Raw genomic sequence first — 14,020 nt, forward strand, 5'->3', positions numbered from 1 at the left:
GAATGATTTGAGAATGAAACAGCAACTTCCAGAGATTCTCGCACAGGCCAGTACGCGTCGTATTCTATGCGTCGGCGATCTGATGCTAGATCGCTTCGTTTATGGGGCCGTCGACCGAATTTCTCCGGAATCGCCCGTGCCGGTCCTTCGCAAGACCCATACGGTTGAGATGCTCGGCGGGGCAGGCAACGTCGCGCGCAACATGGCCGCCATGGGCCTGAAGGTGATCATGGCAGGCCTCGTCGGCGAAGACGATTCCGGGCGTCGCTTGGTCGAATTACTCGATGAGAATGATCGCATCGAAACCCGAATTGTTTCGACTGCGCAATTTCAAACCGTCGTGAAGTCCAGATTTGTGGCCAGAAACCAGCAATTGCTGAGGGTCGACTCCGAGCAGGCCAACCCGTCTCTTGATGCGCCGGCAAAAAAACTCGTCGAGTTGATTGAGAAAGCTGCACCGGACTGCGACGCAATTGTGGTCTCGGACTACGCCAAGGGCGCCATCAATCCTGATGTTTTCGCTGCCTGTAGGAACGCGGCGAGCCGTCATTCCATTCCGTTGCTAGTCGATCCGAAGTCCCGAGACTTCTCAATCTATGCTGGCGCCACCCTCATCAAACCCAATGCCAGTGAACTGGCGGCCGCCACCTCTCTTCCATGCACGGCGGATGAAGACATTGAGGCGGCTCTCGATGCTGCTTCGAACAAAGTCGAAGGCGCGAGTATCGTCGTCACACGTGCCGGAAGAGGGATGTCCTGGCTAGAGGAAGGCCACGTGTCGCACAAACGCGGTGAAGCCCGTCAGGTCTTTGACGTGTCCGGGGCAGGCGACACAAGCATGGCGGCGCTCGCGCTCGGCCTCGCATCAGGCGCATCGCTTGAACAGTCCGTTTCGCTGGCCGTCACCGCATCTGGCATCGCCGTTTCGAAGACGGGCACTGCAACAGTAGATGCCGATGAGATCATCGCAGCCTTACGGACCGGCCAGATCGACAGAACAGGCGTCGTGCTGGGGCGCGATGCCCTCATAGATCAGGTGCAGAAGTGGAAGTCAGCCGGCTTGCGTGTCGGCTTCACCAACGGGTGTTTTGATATTCTCCACACCGGCCATCTATCATTGCTGGAAACCTCGAGAGAAAATTGTGACCGGCTTGTCGTCGCGATCAATACAGATGCGTCTGTGCGACGGCTTAAGGGCGATGAGAGACCGATCAATTCCGAAGCTGACCGCGCCAGATTATTAGCCGGCATGACGGTCGTCGATGCTGTCACCAATTTCGATGAAGATACGCCAGCCGAGCTGATCGCAAGCCTGATCCCCGACGTGCTGATCAAGGGTGGGGACTACTCGATTGAAACAATCGTCGGCGCCGATGTTGTAAGGTCTGCAGGCGGCGAGGTGCTGATCGTGCCGCTCGTGCCCGGCCAGTCCACCACCGGCATTATCGAGAGATCGCGGCGCTAGTTGCCGCGTTCGCCCGAAATATCGGTCTCCGAATTTGGTCGCCGGATCGGCGCGACATCCACCACCTCATCCGCAGCCCAACTATCGAAAGGCTCGGCCGGTTTGACCGCATTGTCATCCAGCCAGGCAGACAGCGTCTCGGCGCGTTCGTCTACGACACCGCCCAGGGGCGCCTCTGCGCTATAACTCAATGGCGGGTGGGCAAGCGTTGGCATGAAGAATCGGGTTTTTGTCTTGGATGCCGATAGGGTCGTTGCGACCGCACACGCGTCGAAGGCAGGACTGCAGGCACCAACCTTGTCAGTCCATTCTGTGGCATCCACACCCTCAGGCAAAAGCACGCCAGCAAAGCGGTTCCGGAACGCCTCATCATCAGGCAGTTCTTTTAGCGCAGCTTCCAGAAGAGTGACTGTATCCGGCGCCGCCAATATCATCAGACCGCGCTGACGATTATTTGCCGCAAGATAACGACGCATTGCATCAGAAACATCTGATGCCGATGTCTTCAAGCCTTCCACGCGAGCTTTCGCGGACGAGGCCGGAGATGGCGCGCGATAAGCGGGCGCATAAACTATTGCCGACTCGGGCTGAAGGCCTGCGCCCTCAGCAAAGGCATCATAGTCAGCCTTTTGCGCATCACTTTCTGCCGGGATCAGTCCCTTGGGTGCTGGTGTTGTGGTCGGTGGCGCAAGCACAAACACATCCACGCCCCAAGGCGTCGCCCAACCACCCTCTGGCGTTTCAGCCGGGCGTTCAAACCAGGTTTCGTTGTAGGAATAATCCGGTGTGATGGCGTCTGTATCCGACCGACCAAGAAATGCGGAATAGCCAACATCCTTCAGCGCAATCCAGGCCACAATGACGACGAAGACAGCGATGAGTATGCGGCGCATCTTTACTCCTTGAGGGCGTCGGCCAGCCCCGAATATCCAGGTTGATCGACTTTTAGCTGCGCGATTGCGGTCTTTTTGAGGTGATCGAGCAATTGGTCCGACTCGATTGTGAGGTCGCCAGCACGAATAGCATCGCGCAGGTCTCGGTTCAGTTTTTCGATAGAGGAGGTGCCATTGTCCGAAAGCAGGGCCTGAAGCCGCCCCAACTCGGCAGCATCATTCGAGTCCCGGCTTTCAAGGTCGCGAAGAATTGTCGCCAGTACGTTTGACGCGACGCGGGCGTGGAAGGCAGCGCGCCCGGTGAGTTCAGGCATCGCGGTTTGATCTACGAAATTCTTCACAGACTGCACCAGCTCGGTGACGCTTGGTTGATTATGCATGGCGCTGGCGCTCCAGAAGGTTGATGAGGTCCATCTCTGTCTCTGACACACGGCGCCCGATCGCGGCGCGCTCAACACTCGGGTCTGCGCCAGACCTGAACGATTCGTACATCAGCATGCACATGATGCCCCATTTCATACTGCCCAGCATGTCCCACCAGTCGATGTCGGCTGGTTTTATCTCCACGCCGCCTGACGCCGCATAGGCGTCAAGAAAGGGCTCAAGATCGCCGAAGCCACCGAGACGCTTGTCCGAATGACCAAACCGCCAGGAATTAGTGCACATCCAGCCAATGTCTTCACGCGGATCGCCAATGTGGGCGAGTTCCCAGTCCAGCACGGCGGCGAGACCTGACTCATCAACCATGATGTTGCCCAGTCGGAAATCTCCATGAACGACGACGGTAGGCAGGGGCGCGGGCGCATTCTCACGCAACCACACCATGGCAAGATCGAAGATCGGACGACAGACCTCTCTCGACTGGTAGATATTCTCGTAATAGGCGAGTTGATCCAGGCCGCTACTCGGTTTCAGAACCGGAACTTGCGCACTATCGATGGCATGAATACCCGCCAACGCGCGGCCGCACTGCTCGGGCAACACATCTCTGGCCGTGGCGAACTTATCGTCACGCAATATCCGCCGGGCAATTGTTTCACCTTGAATGCGCGACATCAGAAAACCGCTGCCCATATCGTCATCTTCGTCGAGAACATGGACGACACCGGGCACAGGAACGGCGCCTTGGTGAGCCTGCCGGATAACCTTTGCCTCATTCTCAAGCCCAATCGCGGCAGACCCCATCGACTGTTCGGCACCCGGCGGCGCACGGCGCAAGATCAGGTCCGAAGGACCTGACTCTGCGTCGAGCGCAATTAACCAGGTCTCCTGGCTGGCTCCGCCGGAGAGGCGATTTGCCGATTGAAGAACGGTGTTGTGTCCATACACCCGGCGAAGGACAGACTGGAGCCTGTCATTGAATTCTTGCGTGTCACTCATCTTCGCCACATTTAACCGAAATCATAACATCTCCAACCCATACTCAACGTCAACCAATGCGAATTCAGGAGCGCCTTGATGGCCAATCAATCTGGTCCGGACGATAATGGACTGACGCCTCCGCCGCCGAAGCGGCCGAGCGTATGGGCATGGCTGCGTGGACGCTTCCTCGCGGGCATGGTGATCGCTGCACCTATCGCTATCACCTTCTTTGTTCTGCAGTTTTTGATCAATTTGATCGACAACCGGGTAAAGCCGCTGCTGCCGCCAATTCTTCAGCCGGAGACGTATACAAATTACGCCATTCCGGGTTTTGGCGTACTGGTCATGGTGGTCGCGCTAACGGCGCTGGGCGCCGTGGCGACAAACCTGATTGGCCGTTCAGTGATTCGCGGCGCAGATCGTCTTCTGTCGAGCGTTCCAGTCGTTCGGAATGTGTATGCTGCCTTCAAACAGCTCGTCGAAGTGCTGACCAACAATCAGCAAGCATCGTATGACCGTGTCGTCATGGTCGAATATCCCAAAAAGGGGTCCTGGTGCATCGGCTTCGTCTCGTCGAATGCGAAAGGCGAAATCAGCCATCATCTCGGCGCCCACTTTGTCGGCGTATTCGTCCCAACGACTCCCAATCCGACATCCGGTTTTCTCATCTATGTGGACGAATCAGAGTGCATCGAGATGGATATGTCGATTGAAGACGGCGCCAAGATGATCCTGTCAGCCGGCCTCGTTGTTCCGGATTTTGAGCATGGCGATACCGCTCAACGCTCACTCCCCCTGCCGGACGAGGGGGCTGAGAAGCTCCCTAAGAAGGCTTAGGGCGCGCCCTCTAGCACTGGTAAGACCAGGATCGCGCTCGATTGCAAATCTCGCATCCTTGCGGGCAATGGTGATCAGGTCAGCGTCTTTCGCGAGATCGAGTATTCTGTAGTCGACCGCGCCGGACTGGCGCACGCCCAACAGGTCGCCCGGACCGCGTAACCGGAAGTCGGCTTCAGCAATGACAAAGCCGTCCTCGGTGTTTCGCAGCGTCTCGAGTCGCGCTTTTGCGGTCTCGCCCAGCGGGGGCCTGTAGAGCAACAAACAGTACGACTTACGGCTTCCGCGTCCGACGCGCCCCCGCAGCTGATGTAGCTGGGCAAGTCCAAAGCCTTCAGCTCTCTCGATCACCATGATCGTGGCATCCGGCACATCGACGCCAACCTCAATCACCGTGGTCGCGACGAGAATTTTCGTGTCGCCCCGCCTGAAACTGTCGAGCGCCTCATCTTTCTGATCTGACCGCAAGCGGCCATGCACCAGCCCAACCGGAACCGACAGCCAGTCCGACAGCGACGCGGCGCGATGAACGGCCGAGCTGTCATCTTCATCCGCATCCACGCGTGGGCAGACCCAGAAAATACGCTCATCCCGCGCAATCGCCCGGCCGATGGCCTCCACAACGTCCTCTATTCTTGTGTCAGGTATGGCGCGTGTCTCGATCGGCTGGCGTCCGGCAGGTTTCTCATCGAGCACCGAGACGTCGAGATCTCCATGCACGGCCTGCGCAAGCGTGCGAGGTATCGGCGTCGCACTCATGACTAGCCTGTGCGGCGCATGCGCCTTGCTGACGAGCCGCATGCGGTCAGCCACGCCAAACCTGTGCTGTTCATCCACGACGATCAGGCCGAGTTTCTGAAAGTGCACAGCCTCTTGAAACAGGGCCTGCGTGCCAACGACAATCTGGATCGAGCCATCCGCCAGCCCCATCAACACTCCTTCACGGCCAGCGCCTTTGTCACGCCCAGTCAGCGCAGCCACCTCATAGCCGAGCGGTGAGAGAAGCGATGCGATCGTCTCATACTGCTGACGAGCCAAGACTTCGGTTGGCGCCATGAATGCCGCCTGAAACCCGGCCGATACCGCTTTCACCGCCGCCATGATCGCGACCAGTGTCTTACCCGCGCCCACATCGCCTTGCAGCATCCGGCGCATCGGTTGATTGCGCGCGACATCTGCCAGGATCTCCTTGATGGCCTTTCGCTGCGCATCGGTCATCTTGTAGGGCAGGGCCTTTGCAAGCTCATTCAGCGCATCCGACTCAGACACCAGCGCCGGGGCCGTTTTCTGCGACCGTGCCTGCCTTGCGAACGCAAAGACCGTCTCGCGGGCCAATGCCTCGTCATAAGCGAGGCGCTGGCGCGCAAGCTCCAGAAGGTCGAGGTCATATTTCTCCGGCATGTGCAGCGTGGCGAGCGCACTCTTGAAAGTCGGCCAGCCACGCTCAGCAATCAAATTCTCATCGAGCCATTCGGGCAGATCGTCAGGGACGAGGTCCATCGCCGCCACCATCGCAGAATGGACGCGCTTATTTGTCAGTCCAGCCGTCAGCCGGTAGATCGGCTCGACAGCGGGCGGCAGCTCACCTTTGGCCGGGTCCAGAATGTAATCAGGGTGCGACATTTGCCGCTCCCCATTGAACTCACTGATGGGCCCCGAAACGATGCGTTCCTTGCCGTTCGGAAATTGCCCCTGAAGCCACCGCGGATCAGCCCGAAAAAAGGTGAGCGTCAAAAACCCTGACCCATCGAAAAGCTGAATTCGGTGCGGCGCCCGGTCACTGAACGGCGCTTTGTAGGAGTGGACTTCGCCTTTCACCGTCGCGACTTCGCCAGCTTCCAGCATATCGAAAGACGCCTTCACGCGGCGGTCGAGCCAGCGCTCCGGCAGGTGCAAGAGCAAGTCCCAGACTGTCTCTCCATCGATCAGCCGTTCGAACACTGGCCGCAGCTTCGGGCCAATACCCGGCAAGCTGTCGACAGGCTGAAACAGAGGGAAGAGTCGTTCGTCGCGCATGAGTCAAACTGACAATAGTGGAAGTCGGGCCTGCTGCAATTGTGCTTCGGCGGTGGGAAGGCAGACGAGTTTGCCCTATGTCAGCCCAGAACGGTGATGAGAGGCAGACCATGAATGAGAGAAAGCGAAAACTGAAGTTCCGGGCTCAGCGGCGCGGCTTTAGAGAAATGGACCTGATAATGGGCCAATTCGCTGATGCGCACATTGCTGCCATGAGCGACGCCGAACTCGATGAATTTGAGCGGCTCCTCGCCACGCCGGACTGGGATGTCTACGCCTGGATCATTGGAAACAAACCCGTTCCGCCAAATTATACAGGCCCGGTTCTGGACCAGCTGCTTGGCTTTCGATACGACCCGGGCGCCTGAGCCCGCAAAACTCTCCGACTTTTACCGATAGACTGATACGCGATGTCCAGTGCTGACTTCCTGAGCCGCCTGTCTGCGCCGACAAATGTGTCAGGCGCCCCCTTTGGCGTTGACCTTCAAGCCTTGCAGGATGCTTTGGCGCTTAAGGGCGGGATCGCACTTTACGTTGCCCGCGACGACAAAACCGCGGCGACAGCGCTCAAACTCGCAGAGTTCAACCGGCCAGCCATGGACCGCGTGCTTCTGCCGGGTTGGGACATTCTCCCCTATGACCGCGTTAGCCCGAGCGCCGCTGTCTCTTCCGCCAGATGCGCCGCGCTCTCCCGGATTGCCCAATACAGCGACGGCGACAAACCTTTGCTGGTCATCACAACCGCCTCGTCTCTGGTCCAGAAGGTGCCCCCACGCGAGACCATGAAAGCGGCCAGCTTTTCGATGGTTGTCGGCGAGGAAATTCGTGAGGAAGCCCTCACCGATTATCTGTCAATCAACGGCTATATCCGCACAAGCACAGTCAGCGAACGCGGTGAGTTCGCGATTCGCGGCGGCATTATCGACATCTATCCGCCAACCAGCCCGGAACCTATCCGCCTCGACCTCTTCGGCGACACGCTCGATCAGCTAAAAGCCTTTGATCCGGAAACGCAGGTGTCGACCCGGTCCCTGACATCCGCCGTGCTCGCCCCAGTCTCGGAAATTCTGTTCTCCAACGAAACGCTCAGCCTGTTCCGCGAGAAATACCTCGCCGCGCTCGGCGCGCCGGCTGGCGACACGATGTACGAAGCGGCTCGCGCGCAGATCCGCCGGCAAGGGCTGGAAAACTGGCTGCCACTTTTCCATCCGCACCTCGATACATTGTTCGACTACATTAGCGGGGAGGCCCTCATCGGCTTCGGCCACCTTTCTGGCGAAGCGGCGTCAGAGCGGCTGACACAGGCGGAAGACTATCATGCAACCCGCCTGGAAGCGGCGAGTGATGACCGGCCAGCCAAGGTCCTGCCGCCAGAAGATCTCTATCTCGTCCCAGCTGAGCTGACCGCCACGCTTGAAACAAGCGGTGTCGCGAAGTTCTCGCCTCTACCGGGCGAAGGCGGCCTGGACCTTCAGGGCAAGCCCGGCCGCGATTTCGCGCCAGAGCGTGCCCGGCCAGACATCAATGTCTTCGAAGAAGCCGCCGCCCATGCGAAAACACTGCGCGCAGAAGACCGCACGGTTGTCTTTGGGGCATGGAGTTCCGGCTCAGCCGACCGCCTCATCAACGTCATGGAAGACCATGGCCTCGGCGTTCTGCCGCGCATCTATTCCCTAGAGGCCGCGACAAAAGCCGGGTTGAGTATCTGCGAACTGCCGCTCGAACACGGCATCGAGACAACAGATCTCGCGATCATTTCAGAACCGGACATTCTGGGTGACCGTCTCGCCGCGCCTCGGCGCAAAAGGAAAGCCGCAAACTTCATCGCCGAAGCAGGGTCACTGAACACCGGCGATCTCGTCGTTCACGTTGATCATGGCGTCGGCCGCTATGAAGGCCTCAAAACGCTTGAGCTGACCGGCGCCCCACATGACTGCCTAGAGCTGTCCTATGCGGGCGGTGACCGCATCTATCTGCCCGTCGAGAACGTCGACCTGATCAGCAGATATGGCAGCGACGAAGCCGAAGGCGCGATTGACCGACTCGGCGGGGTTGGATGGCAGACGCGCAAGGCGAAAGCCAAGAAGCGCATCCTCGAGATGGCGGCAGAGCTGCTCGACATCGCCGCTGCACGTGAACTGAAACGCGCCGAGCCAACGACAACGGGCCAAGGGCTCTATGAGGAATTTGCGGCGCGATTCCCATACGAGGAAACCGACGACCAGTTGAACGCGATCGAAGACACGCTGACTGACCTTGCCAGTGGCAAGCCCATGGACCGTCTGGTTTGCGGCGATGTTGGCTTTGGCAAGACGGAAGTCGCGCTTCGTGCCGCTTTTGTCGCCGCCATGAGCGGCATGCAGGTGGCCGTTATCGCGCCAACGACATTGCTGGCCCGCCAACATTTCAATGGCTTTGCTGAGCGTTTCGCGAACTGGCCGGTCAATGTGCGGCACCTCTCGCGCATGGTCTCCACGAAGGAAGCCTCCGAAACGCGCGACGGTCTCACCAGCGGCTCGGTCGATATCGTCGTTGGCACACACGCCCTGCTGTCCAAATCCATCGATTTCAAGCGCCTTGGCCTCTTGATTGTCGATGAGGAGCAGCGCTTCGGGGTGAAGCACAAGGAACGCCTCAAAGAGCTCAAATCAGACGTGCATGTTCTGACCCTGTCGGCCACACCCATTCCGCGGACATTGCAGATGGCGCTGACGGGCATTCGCGACCTCTCCATCATCGCAACGCCGCCGGTCGACCGCCTGTCTGTGCGCACCTATGTCGCAGAGTTCGACACCGTCACAATCCGCGAAGCCTTGCTGCGCGAGAAGTATCGCGGCGGTCAGGCCTTCTTCGTTGCACCGCGCATCTCCGATCTCGATGGCCTGGAAGCCTTCATGCGGGACAATGTGCCGGAAGTGAGCTTCGTCGTCGCCCACGGCCAGATGCCTCCGACCGAACTCGAAGACATCATGACGGCTTTTTATGAGGGTGAATTCGACGTTCTTCTGTCGACCACGATCGTCGAAAGCGGACTCGACATACCGCGCGCCAACACGCTGATCATCTATCGTGCTGACAGGTTCGGCCTGGCGCAGCTCTATCAGCTACGCGGTCGGGTAGGGCGCTCAAAACTGCGGGCCTATGCCTATATGACAACCCCGCGCGACCAGGTCATGACGCCGAATGCTGACCGTCGTCTTCGCATTCTTCAGTCCCTCGACAGTCTTGGTGCAGGCTTCCAGCTTGCCAGCCATGACCTTGATATGCGTGGCTCCGGCAATCTCTTGGGGGACCAGCAATCGGGTCATGTCCGGGAGGTCGGTGTCGAGCTTTATCAATCCATGCTCGAAGACGCCGTGAATGCCCTCAAGGCCGGCGCGGGTGACCTCGACCAAGAAGTTGCCGACGACTGGTCTCCGCTGATCAATCTCGGCGTGGCTGTTCTTATTCCCGAATCCTATGTCGAAGATCTAGGCGTTCGACTGGGCCTCTATAGACGCCTCGCCGAAATTGACACCGAAGAAGGACGTGAAGGGTTCGCTGCAGAGCTGATCGACAGGTTCGGACCTCTGCCGGAGGAAACGCGCCAGCTTCTCGACGTCACGGCTATCAAGGCCGCCTGTAAGAAAATAGGAATTTCAAAACTCGATTCGGGCCCCAAAGGCGTCGTCATGGCCTTCCGCGATGATACGGCCGTTGACCCCGGCCAGCTGATGCAGCTTGTTCGTTCGCGGCCAAATTCTCTGAAACTGCGCCCCGATTCCAAGCTCGTGGTCACGCGCGTTCCCGACGGCAAGGACAAGCGCGTCCAGCTGATACGCGGTCTTCTGAAAGAACTCACTGAGATCGCTGACTCTGCCGCGTAATTAAAATAACCGGCGCGACGCGACGGTAAGGCTTGGCAGTGGTGAGCACTTTTATATGGTCCAGCCAACAGACAAGGGAGACCAAAATCATGGCCAGTGGACCACTCAACGGTATCAAGATCGTCGAATTTCAAGGGATTGGGCCCGGCCCATTTTGCGGGATGCTCATGTCGGACCTCGGCGCTGACGTTATCCGTATCGACAGGGCAGGGGCAGGCGGCCGCGCCGCAACGCCCGCCAATGTTGAGTCGCGAGGACGCCGGTCCATCGCGCTCGACCTGAAAAACAAAGACGATGTTGAGACCGCTCTGAAACTGATCGAGAAGGCCGACGGGCTGATCGAAGGCTTCCGGCCCGGCGTCATGGAACGCCTTGGCCTTGGACCGGATGTTGCGCTCGGTAGAAATCCGCGTCTGGCCTATGGCCGTATGACGGGCTGGGGTCAGACAGGCACGCTCTCGCACTCAGCCGGCCACGACCTCAACTACATCGCCCTTACGGGCGCCCTCGGTGCGATGGGTCGCAAGGGTGAGGCGCCATACCCGCCGCTTAACCTGATCGGTGATTATGGCGGCGGCGCGCTCTATCTCGCTTTTGGCCTTCTGGCAGCGATCCTCAGCGCCAAGTCGACAGGCGAGGGGCAGGTGATCGATGTCGCGATGACGGATGGTGCAGCGTCTCTGTCTGCGATGTTCTTCGGAATGAGAGCCATGGGCATCTGGTCAGATGAGCGCGGGGACAATCTTCTGGATGGCGGCGCGCACTTCTATGACTGCTATGAAACCAGCGACGGAAAATATGTGTCCATCGGCTCTATCGAGCCTCAGTTCTATGCGCTACTCCTGGAGAAGGCTGGCTTGTCCGATCCTGATTTCAAACATCAGATGGACCGCAAGAAGTGGCCAGAGCTGAAAGAGAAAATTGCAGACACATTCAAGACCAAGACCCGGGATGAATGGTGCGAACTGATGGAAGGCACCGATGTCTGCTTTGCGCCAGTTCTTTCCATGGCCGAAGCGCCCGACCATCCACACAACAAGACGCGAGAGACGTTTGTTGACTATGAAGGCGTCACGCAGCCCGCGCCGGCCCCACGCTTTTCCAGGACACCGGGCAAGATCCAACGCCCGCCAGCCTCACCTGGCGCACATTCGGACGAAATTCTCAGTGACTGGGGTGTGTCCTGACGCCAGATTTTCGGTCTGAGAAACATGAACCGATGACAACACGAACACCGTCATCTCGTTCAGACTAACTTTGTTAGAAAGAGGATGTCAGCAAATTCTACCTGCAACTACGCTAGGTTTATGAGCTGACGTCCTTCTTGCTAAACTTTGGCCGCTCATTGAGCGGCCTTTTTTTCTGAGTGTTAAAAACTCCCGCACTATTCAGGATTTAATGTTTCGTGTTTCATATTCTTTATAAACAAGTCTATTGCCGTAACACGCTCTGAAGTCGAAAAGGCCGCTGACCAAAGTTGATTATTTTTACCTAAGAGGAACGGCTTTATGGAGACCGTGCTATCGGCATCGCCTAGAAAAGTCAGCGATGCTGACCGGGGAATCGGACAACTGGTGCGCAACGCCCGGCGTCGTATCGGTATGACCCTCGATGATCTGGCTAAGAAACTTGGACTGTCCTATCAACAGGTCCATAAATACGAGAATGGCACCAACCGCATTAGCGCAGGCACACTTGCAGCAATTGCGAACATTCTGGTTGTTCCTATTGAAGAACTCTTTCCCGCCGACGCATTGCTCGGCAACGACAGTTCAGAAGAGGGCAGCGAACTTGAGCAGATGCGTAATGAAATTCATCGCATCGTGCGGCTGATTGACGATCCCAAAAAACTTGAAGCGATCGTCACCATCCTGAAGACGGTCTAGCCCTCAATCCTTAGCAGCAGCGACGGGCAACCTGTTGTCCAACGATACCTTGTCTGGATGGATGAAGGTTTCGCGGAACCATGGATGCTCGTCGCCTGCAAACTGGCGCCGGACCCAGTCAACCAGCCTGCGCCCGCGGGACAGGCGTTGCAGCCTCTGGGTATACACCAGCCAGAATTGAATCGGCGCGATTTCGGGCATCTGCAAAGCGATAAGGCGCCGGTCAATCTCCGCCACATAGGACGGCATGAGCGCAACTCCGCCGCCATTGGCGCATACCTCTTTCAAGACTGTACCTGAATTGGTCTGCATCTTCACGTGAAGCGACTTCTTCAGGTTGGCACCACGCGATGACCAACGCTCAACCTGATGCACATAGCTGTCATGAGCGAGACAATCATGGGCGTCGAGATCAAAGAGGCTTTGCGGCGTACCGCGGCGGTCCAGGTAATCCTGCGACGCGAAAAACATGTAATGCAGAACACCCAGGCGGATAGACTGCAGCTCGCGATGACGTGGTTCGCTGAACGAAATCGTCACATCTGCCTCTCCGGTCAGCAGATCCGGCTCCCGCTCCTGAATCTTGAAATCGAATTCGACATGAGGATTGTCCCTCTGAAAGCTCGGGAGAAATCGCGTCAGCCAGTGTGACGCCACCCCATCCTGCGCGATCATCCGGATATTGCCGCCACCTTCTATGTCGAAATTGGCAACGTCATTCCATAGCGTATTGGCCTCGTCATTAATCGCGAGAATGTGTTTTGCTGCAAGCCGGCCAGCCTCTGTCAGTTCGACGCCCTGGGTCGTTCTCACAAGCAACTGGCAATTGAGCGTTTTCTCAAGCTCAACGATCTTTCTGCTCACCGTCGGCGTGGATTCCCCGAGGCGTTTGGCGGCCGCCGTCAGGCTCTTCAATTCGGAAACAACACCGAATACCCGAAGCTTGTCCCAGTCCATCTGTTTCGTACTCATGCCGCAGCATCCCAAAAAATGTGGTATGAAGCGTCTCTCCTGCCGATTGTTTCGCCCATTGTAAATTTACCAACTTGACAACTCTTACGCGAATTTACCACATTCTCCCGTGAAGGGAGAATTTCCATGTCGATTCACCGAACAGTTGCAGACGAGACCGTCAAACCATACTGCCATGTGCCACCGAGTGATATGGCCCGTGCAATGGGAGAGTTTGGCTTGCGCCGGTGCCCAATGGGGCGCGTGCAGGAAGCTTTATCTCTCGGCGAGGACCTTATCGCCGGCTCACTATCGCGGCCGGAGGTCGTTTCCACGGTCGACGCGATTACCGGAATGACGATCTGGGTCGTTGAGACCGATAGCCAGCTTAACGGCGTCTATCTCATCGTCCCATTGACAGAAGAGGGCAGGGCCGCAGTCGAGTCTGGCGATTTTAATCCAGCAGACCCCGCCTTGCGGCACCTCGCGCCGGCCGGCACGGCGATCTTCGGCCTGTATATTGGCATTTATGCCGGAAGCACAAAAGATGCCCGACGCTCGATTATGGCGGCCTCCGCGAATGTGCGGGTTAGCCGGTTTTCGCCGGTGCCTGTTTTTGCGCGAGCCGCTACGGAAGATGGTGCGCGGTCAATGCTCAGCCTAGGCTTCAGACCTCTGGAAGGCGGACTTCCAGATTTGTTTGTCTCTGATCCACTAAATGGTTGAGACGATGGACCACCAGCT

General features: G+C 57.9%; 12 protein-coding genes. 7 read left to right on the forward strand and 5 right to left on the reverse strand.

Annotation, left to right across the window (positions count from 1 at the left end; translation table 11 throughout):
- Nucleotides 1–13 precede the first annotated feature (13 nt).
- Nucleotides 14–1,465 carry a D-glycero-beta-D-manno-heptose 1-phosphate adenylyltransferase gene (rfaE2, locus tag B8783_RS05915; protein ID WP_084421926.1) on the forward strand — a complete coding sequence of 484 codons (1,452 nt, stop codon included), beginning with the start codon at nucleotides 14–16 and terminating at the stop codon, nucleotides 1,463–1,465.
- On the opposite strand, the gene B8783_RS05920 is transcribed toward rfaE2, so the two are convergent.
- Genes B8783_RS05920 through B8783_RS05930 form a run of 3 tightly spaced genes read right to left on the reverse strand, consistent with a single transcriptional unit; the run spans nucleotide 1,462 to nucleotide 3,738 of the window.
- Nucleotides 1,462–2,358, reverse strand: a complete 897-nt coding sequence (locus B8783_RS05920) for a DUF3089 domain-containing protein (protein WP_084419078.1) — start codon at nucleotides 2,356–2,358, stop codon at nucleotides 1,462–1,464. The two genes, rfaE2 and B8783_RS05920, sit on opposite strands and share 4 nt — an antisense overlap.
- 2 nt (nucleotides 2,359–2,360) lie before the next feature.
- The gene (locus B8783_RS05925; protein WP_084419080.1) at nucleotides 2,361–2,738 is read right to left on the reverse strand and encodes a DUF6285 domain-containing protein; all 378 of its coding nucleotides are present in this window, start codon (nucleotides 2,736–2,738) and stop codon (nucleotides 2,361–2,363) included.
- Nucleotides 2,731–3,738: a phosphotransferase family protein gene (locus B8783_RS05930; RefSeq protein WP_084419082.1), complete on the reverse strand. Its 1,008-nt coding sequence runs from the start codon at nucleotides 3,736–3,738 to the stop codon at nucleotides 2,731–2,733. Before B8783_RS05930 ends, B8783_RS05925 begins: the two co-directional genes overlap by 8 nt.
- A gap of 78 nt (nucleotides 3,739–3,816) precedes the next feature.
- Between B8783_RS05930 and B8783_RS05935 the strand changes: the two genes are divergently transcribed.
- The gene (locus tag B8783_RS05935) at nucleotides 3,817–4,557 is read left to right on the forward strand and encodes a DUF502 domain-containing protein (protein WP_084419084.1); all 741 of its coding nucleotides are present in this window, start codon (nucleotides 3,817–3,819) and stop codon (nucleotides 4,555–4,557) included.
- Here B8783_RS05935 and recG read toward each other — a convergent pair.
- The gene (recG, locus tag B8783_RS05940; protein WP_084419086.1) at nucleotides 4,507–6,573 is read right to left on the reverse strand and encodes an ATP-dependent DNA helicase RecG; all 2,067 of its coding nucleotides are present in this window, start codon (nucleotides 6,571–6,573) and stop codon (nucleotides 4,507–4,509) included. The genes B8783_RS05935 and recG overlap by 51 nt on opposite strands.
- A gap of 110 nt (nucleotides 6,574–6,683) precedes the next feature.
- Here recG and B8783_RS05945 point away from each other — a divergent pair, with 110 nt between their 5' ends.
- From B8783_RS05945 to B8783_RS05960, 4 genes are all read left to right on the forward strand, one after another.
- Complete coding sequence (locus tag B8783_RS05945) at nucleotides 6,684–6,941, forward strand: succinate dehydrogenase assembly factor 2 (RefSeq protein ID WP_084421928.1); 258 nt, start codon at nucleotides 6,684–6,686, stop codon at nucleotides 6,939–6,941.
- A gap of 42 nt (nucleotides 6,942–6,983) precedes the next feature.
- Nucleotides 6,984–10,439, forward strand: a complete 3,456-nt coding sequence (gene mfd, locus B8783_RS05950) for a transcription-repair coupling factor (protein WP_084419088.1) — start codon at nucleotides 6,984–6,986, stop codon at nucleotides 10,437–10,439.
- Nucleotides 10,440–10,528: 89 nt separating this feature from the next.
- Nucleotides 10,529–11,626: a CaiB/BaiF CoA transferase family protein gene (locus B8783_RS05955; protein ID WP_084419090.1), complete on the forward strand. Its 1,098-nt coding sequence runs from the start codon at nucleotides 10,529–10,531 to the stop codon at nucleotides 11,624–11,626.
- Between the two features lie 321 nt (nucleotides 11,627–11,947).
- The gene (locus tag B8783_RS05960) at nucleotides 11,948–12,325 is read left to right on the forward strand and encodes a helix-turn-helix domain-containing protein (protein WP_084419092.1); all 378 of its coding nucleotides are present in this window, start codon (nucleotides 11,948–11,950) and stop codon (nucleotides 12,323–12,325) included.
- A 3-nt stretch (nucleotides 12,326–12,328) separates the two neighbouring features.
- Here B8783_RS05960 and B8783_RS05965 read toward each other — a convergent pair whose 3' ends face one another.
- A complete protein-coding gene (locus B8783_RS05965; RefSeq protein ID WP_084419094.1) occupies nucleotides 12,329–13,297 on the reverse strand; it encodes a LysR family transcriptional regulator in 969 nt (322 codons plus the stop codon).
- Nucleotides 13,298–13,423: 126 nt separating this feature from the next.
- Here B8783_RS05965 and B8783_RS05970 point away from each other — a divergent pair, with 126 nt between their 5' ends.
- A complete protein-coding gene (locus B8783_RS05970) occupies nucleotides 13,424–14,002 on the forward strand; it encodes a hypothetical protein (RefSeq protein WP_139792259.1) in 579 nt (192 codons plus the stop codon).
- Nucleotides 14,003–14,020 lie beyond the last annotated feature (18 nt).

Origin of the sequence: Henriciella litoralis, assembly GCF_002088935.1 — a bacterium.
Classification (GTDB): domain Bacteria; phylum Pseudomonadota; class Alphaproteobacteria; order Caulobacterales; family Hyphomonadaceae; genus Henriciella; species Henriciella litoralis.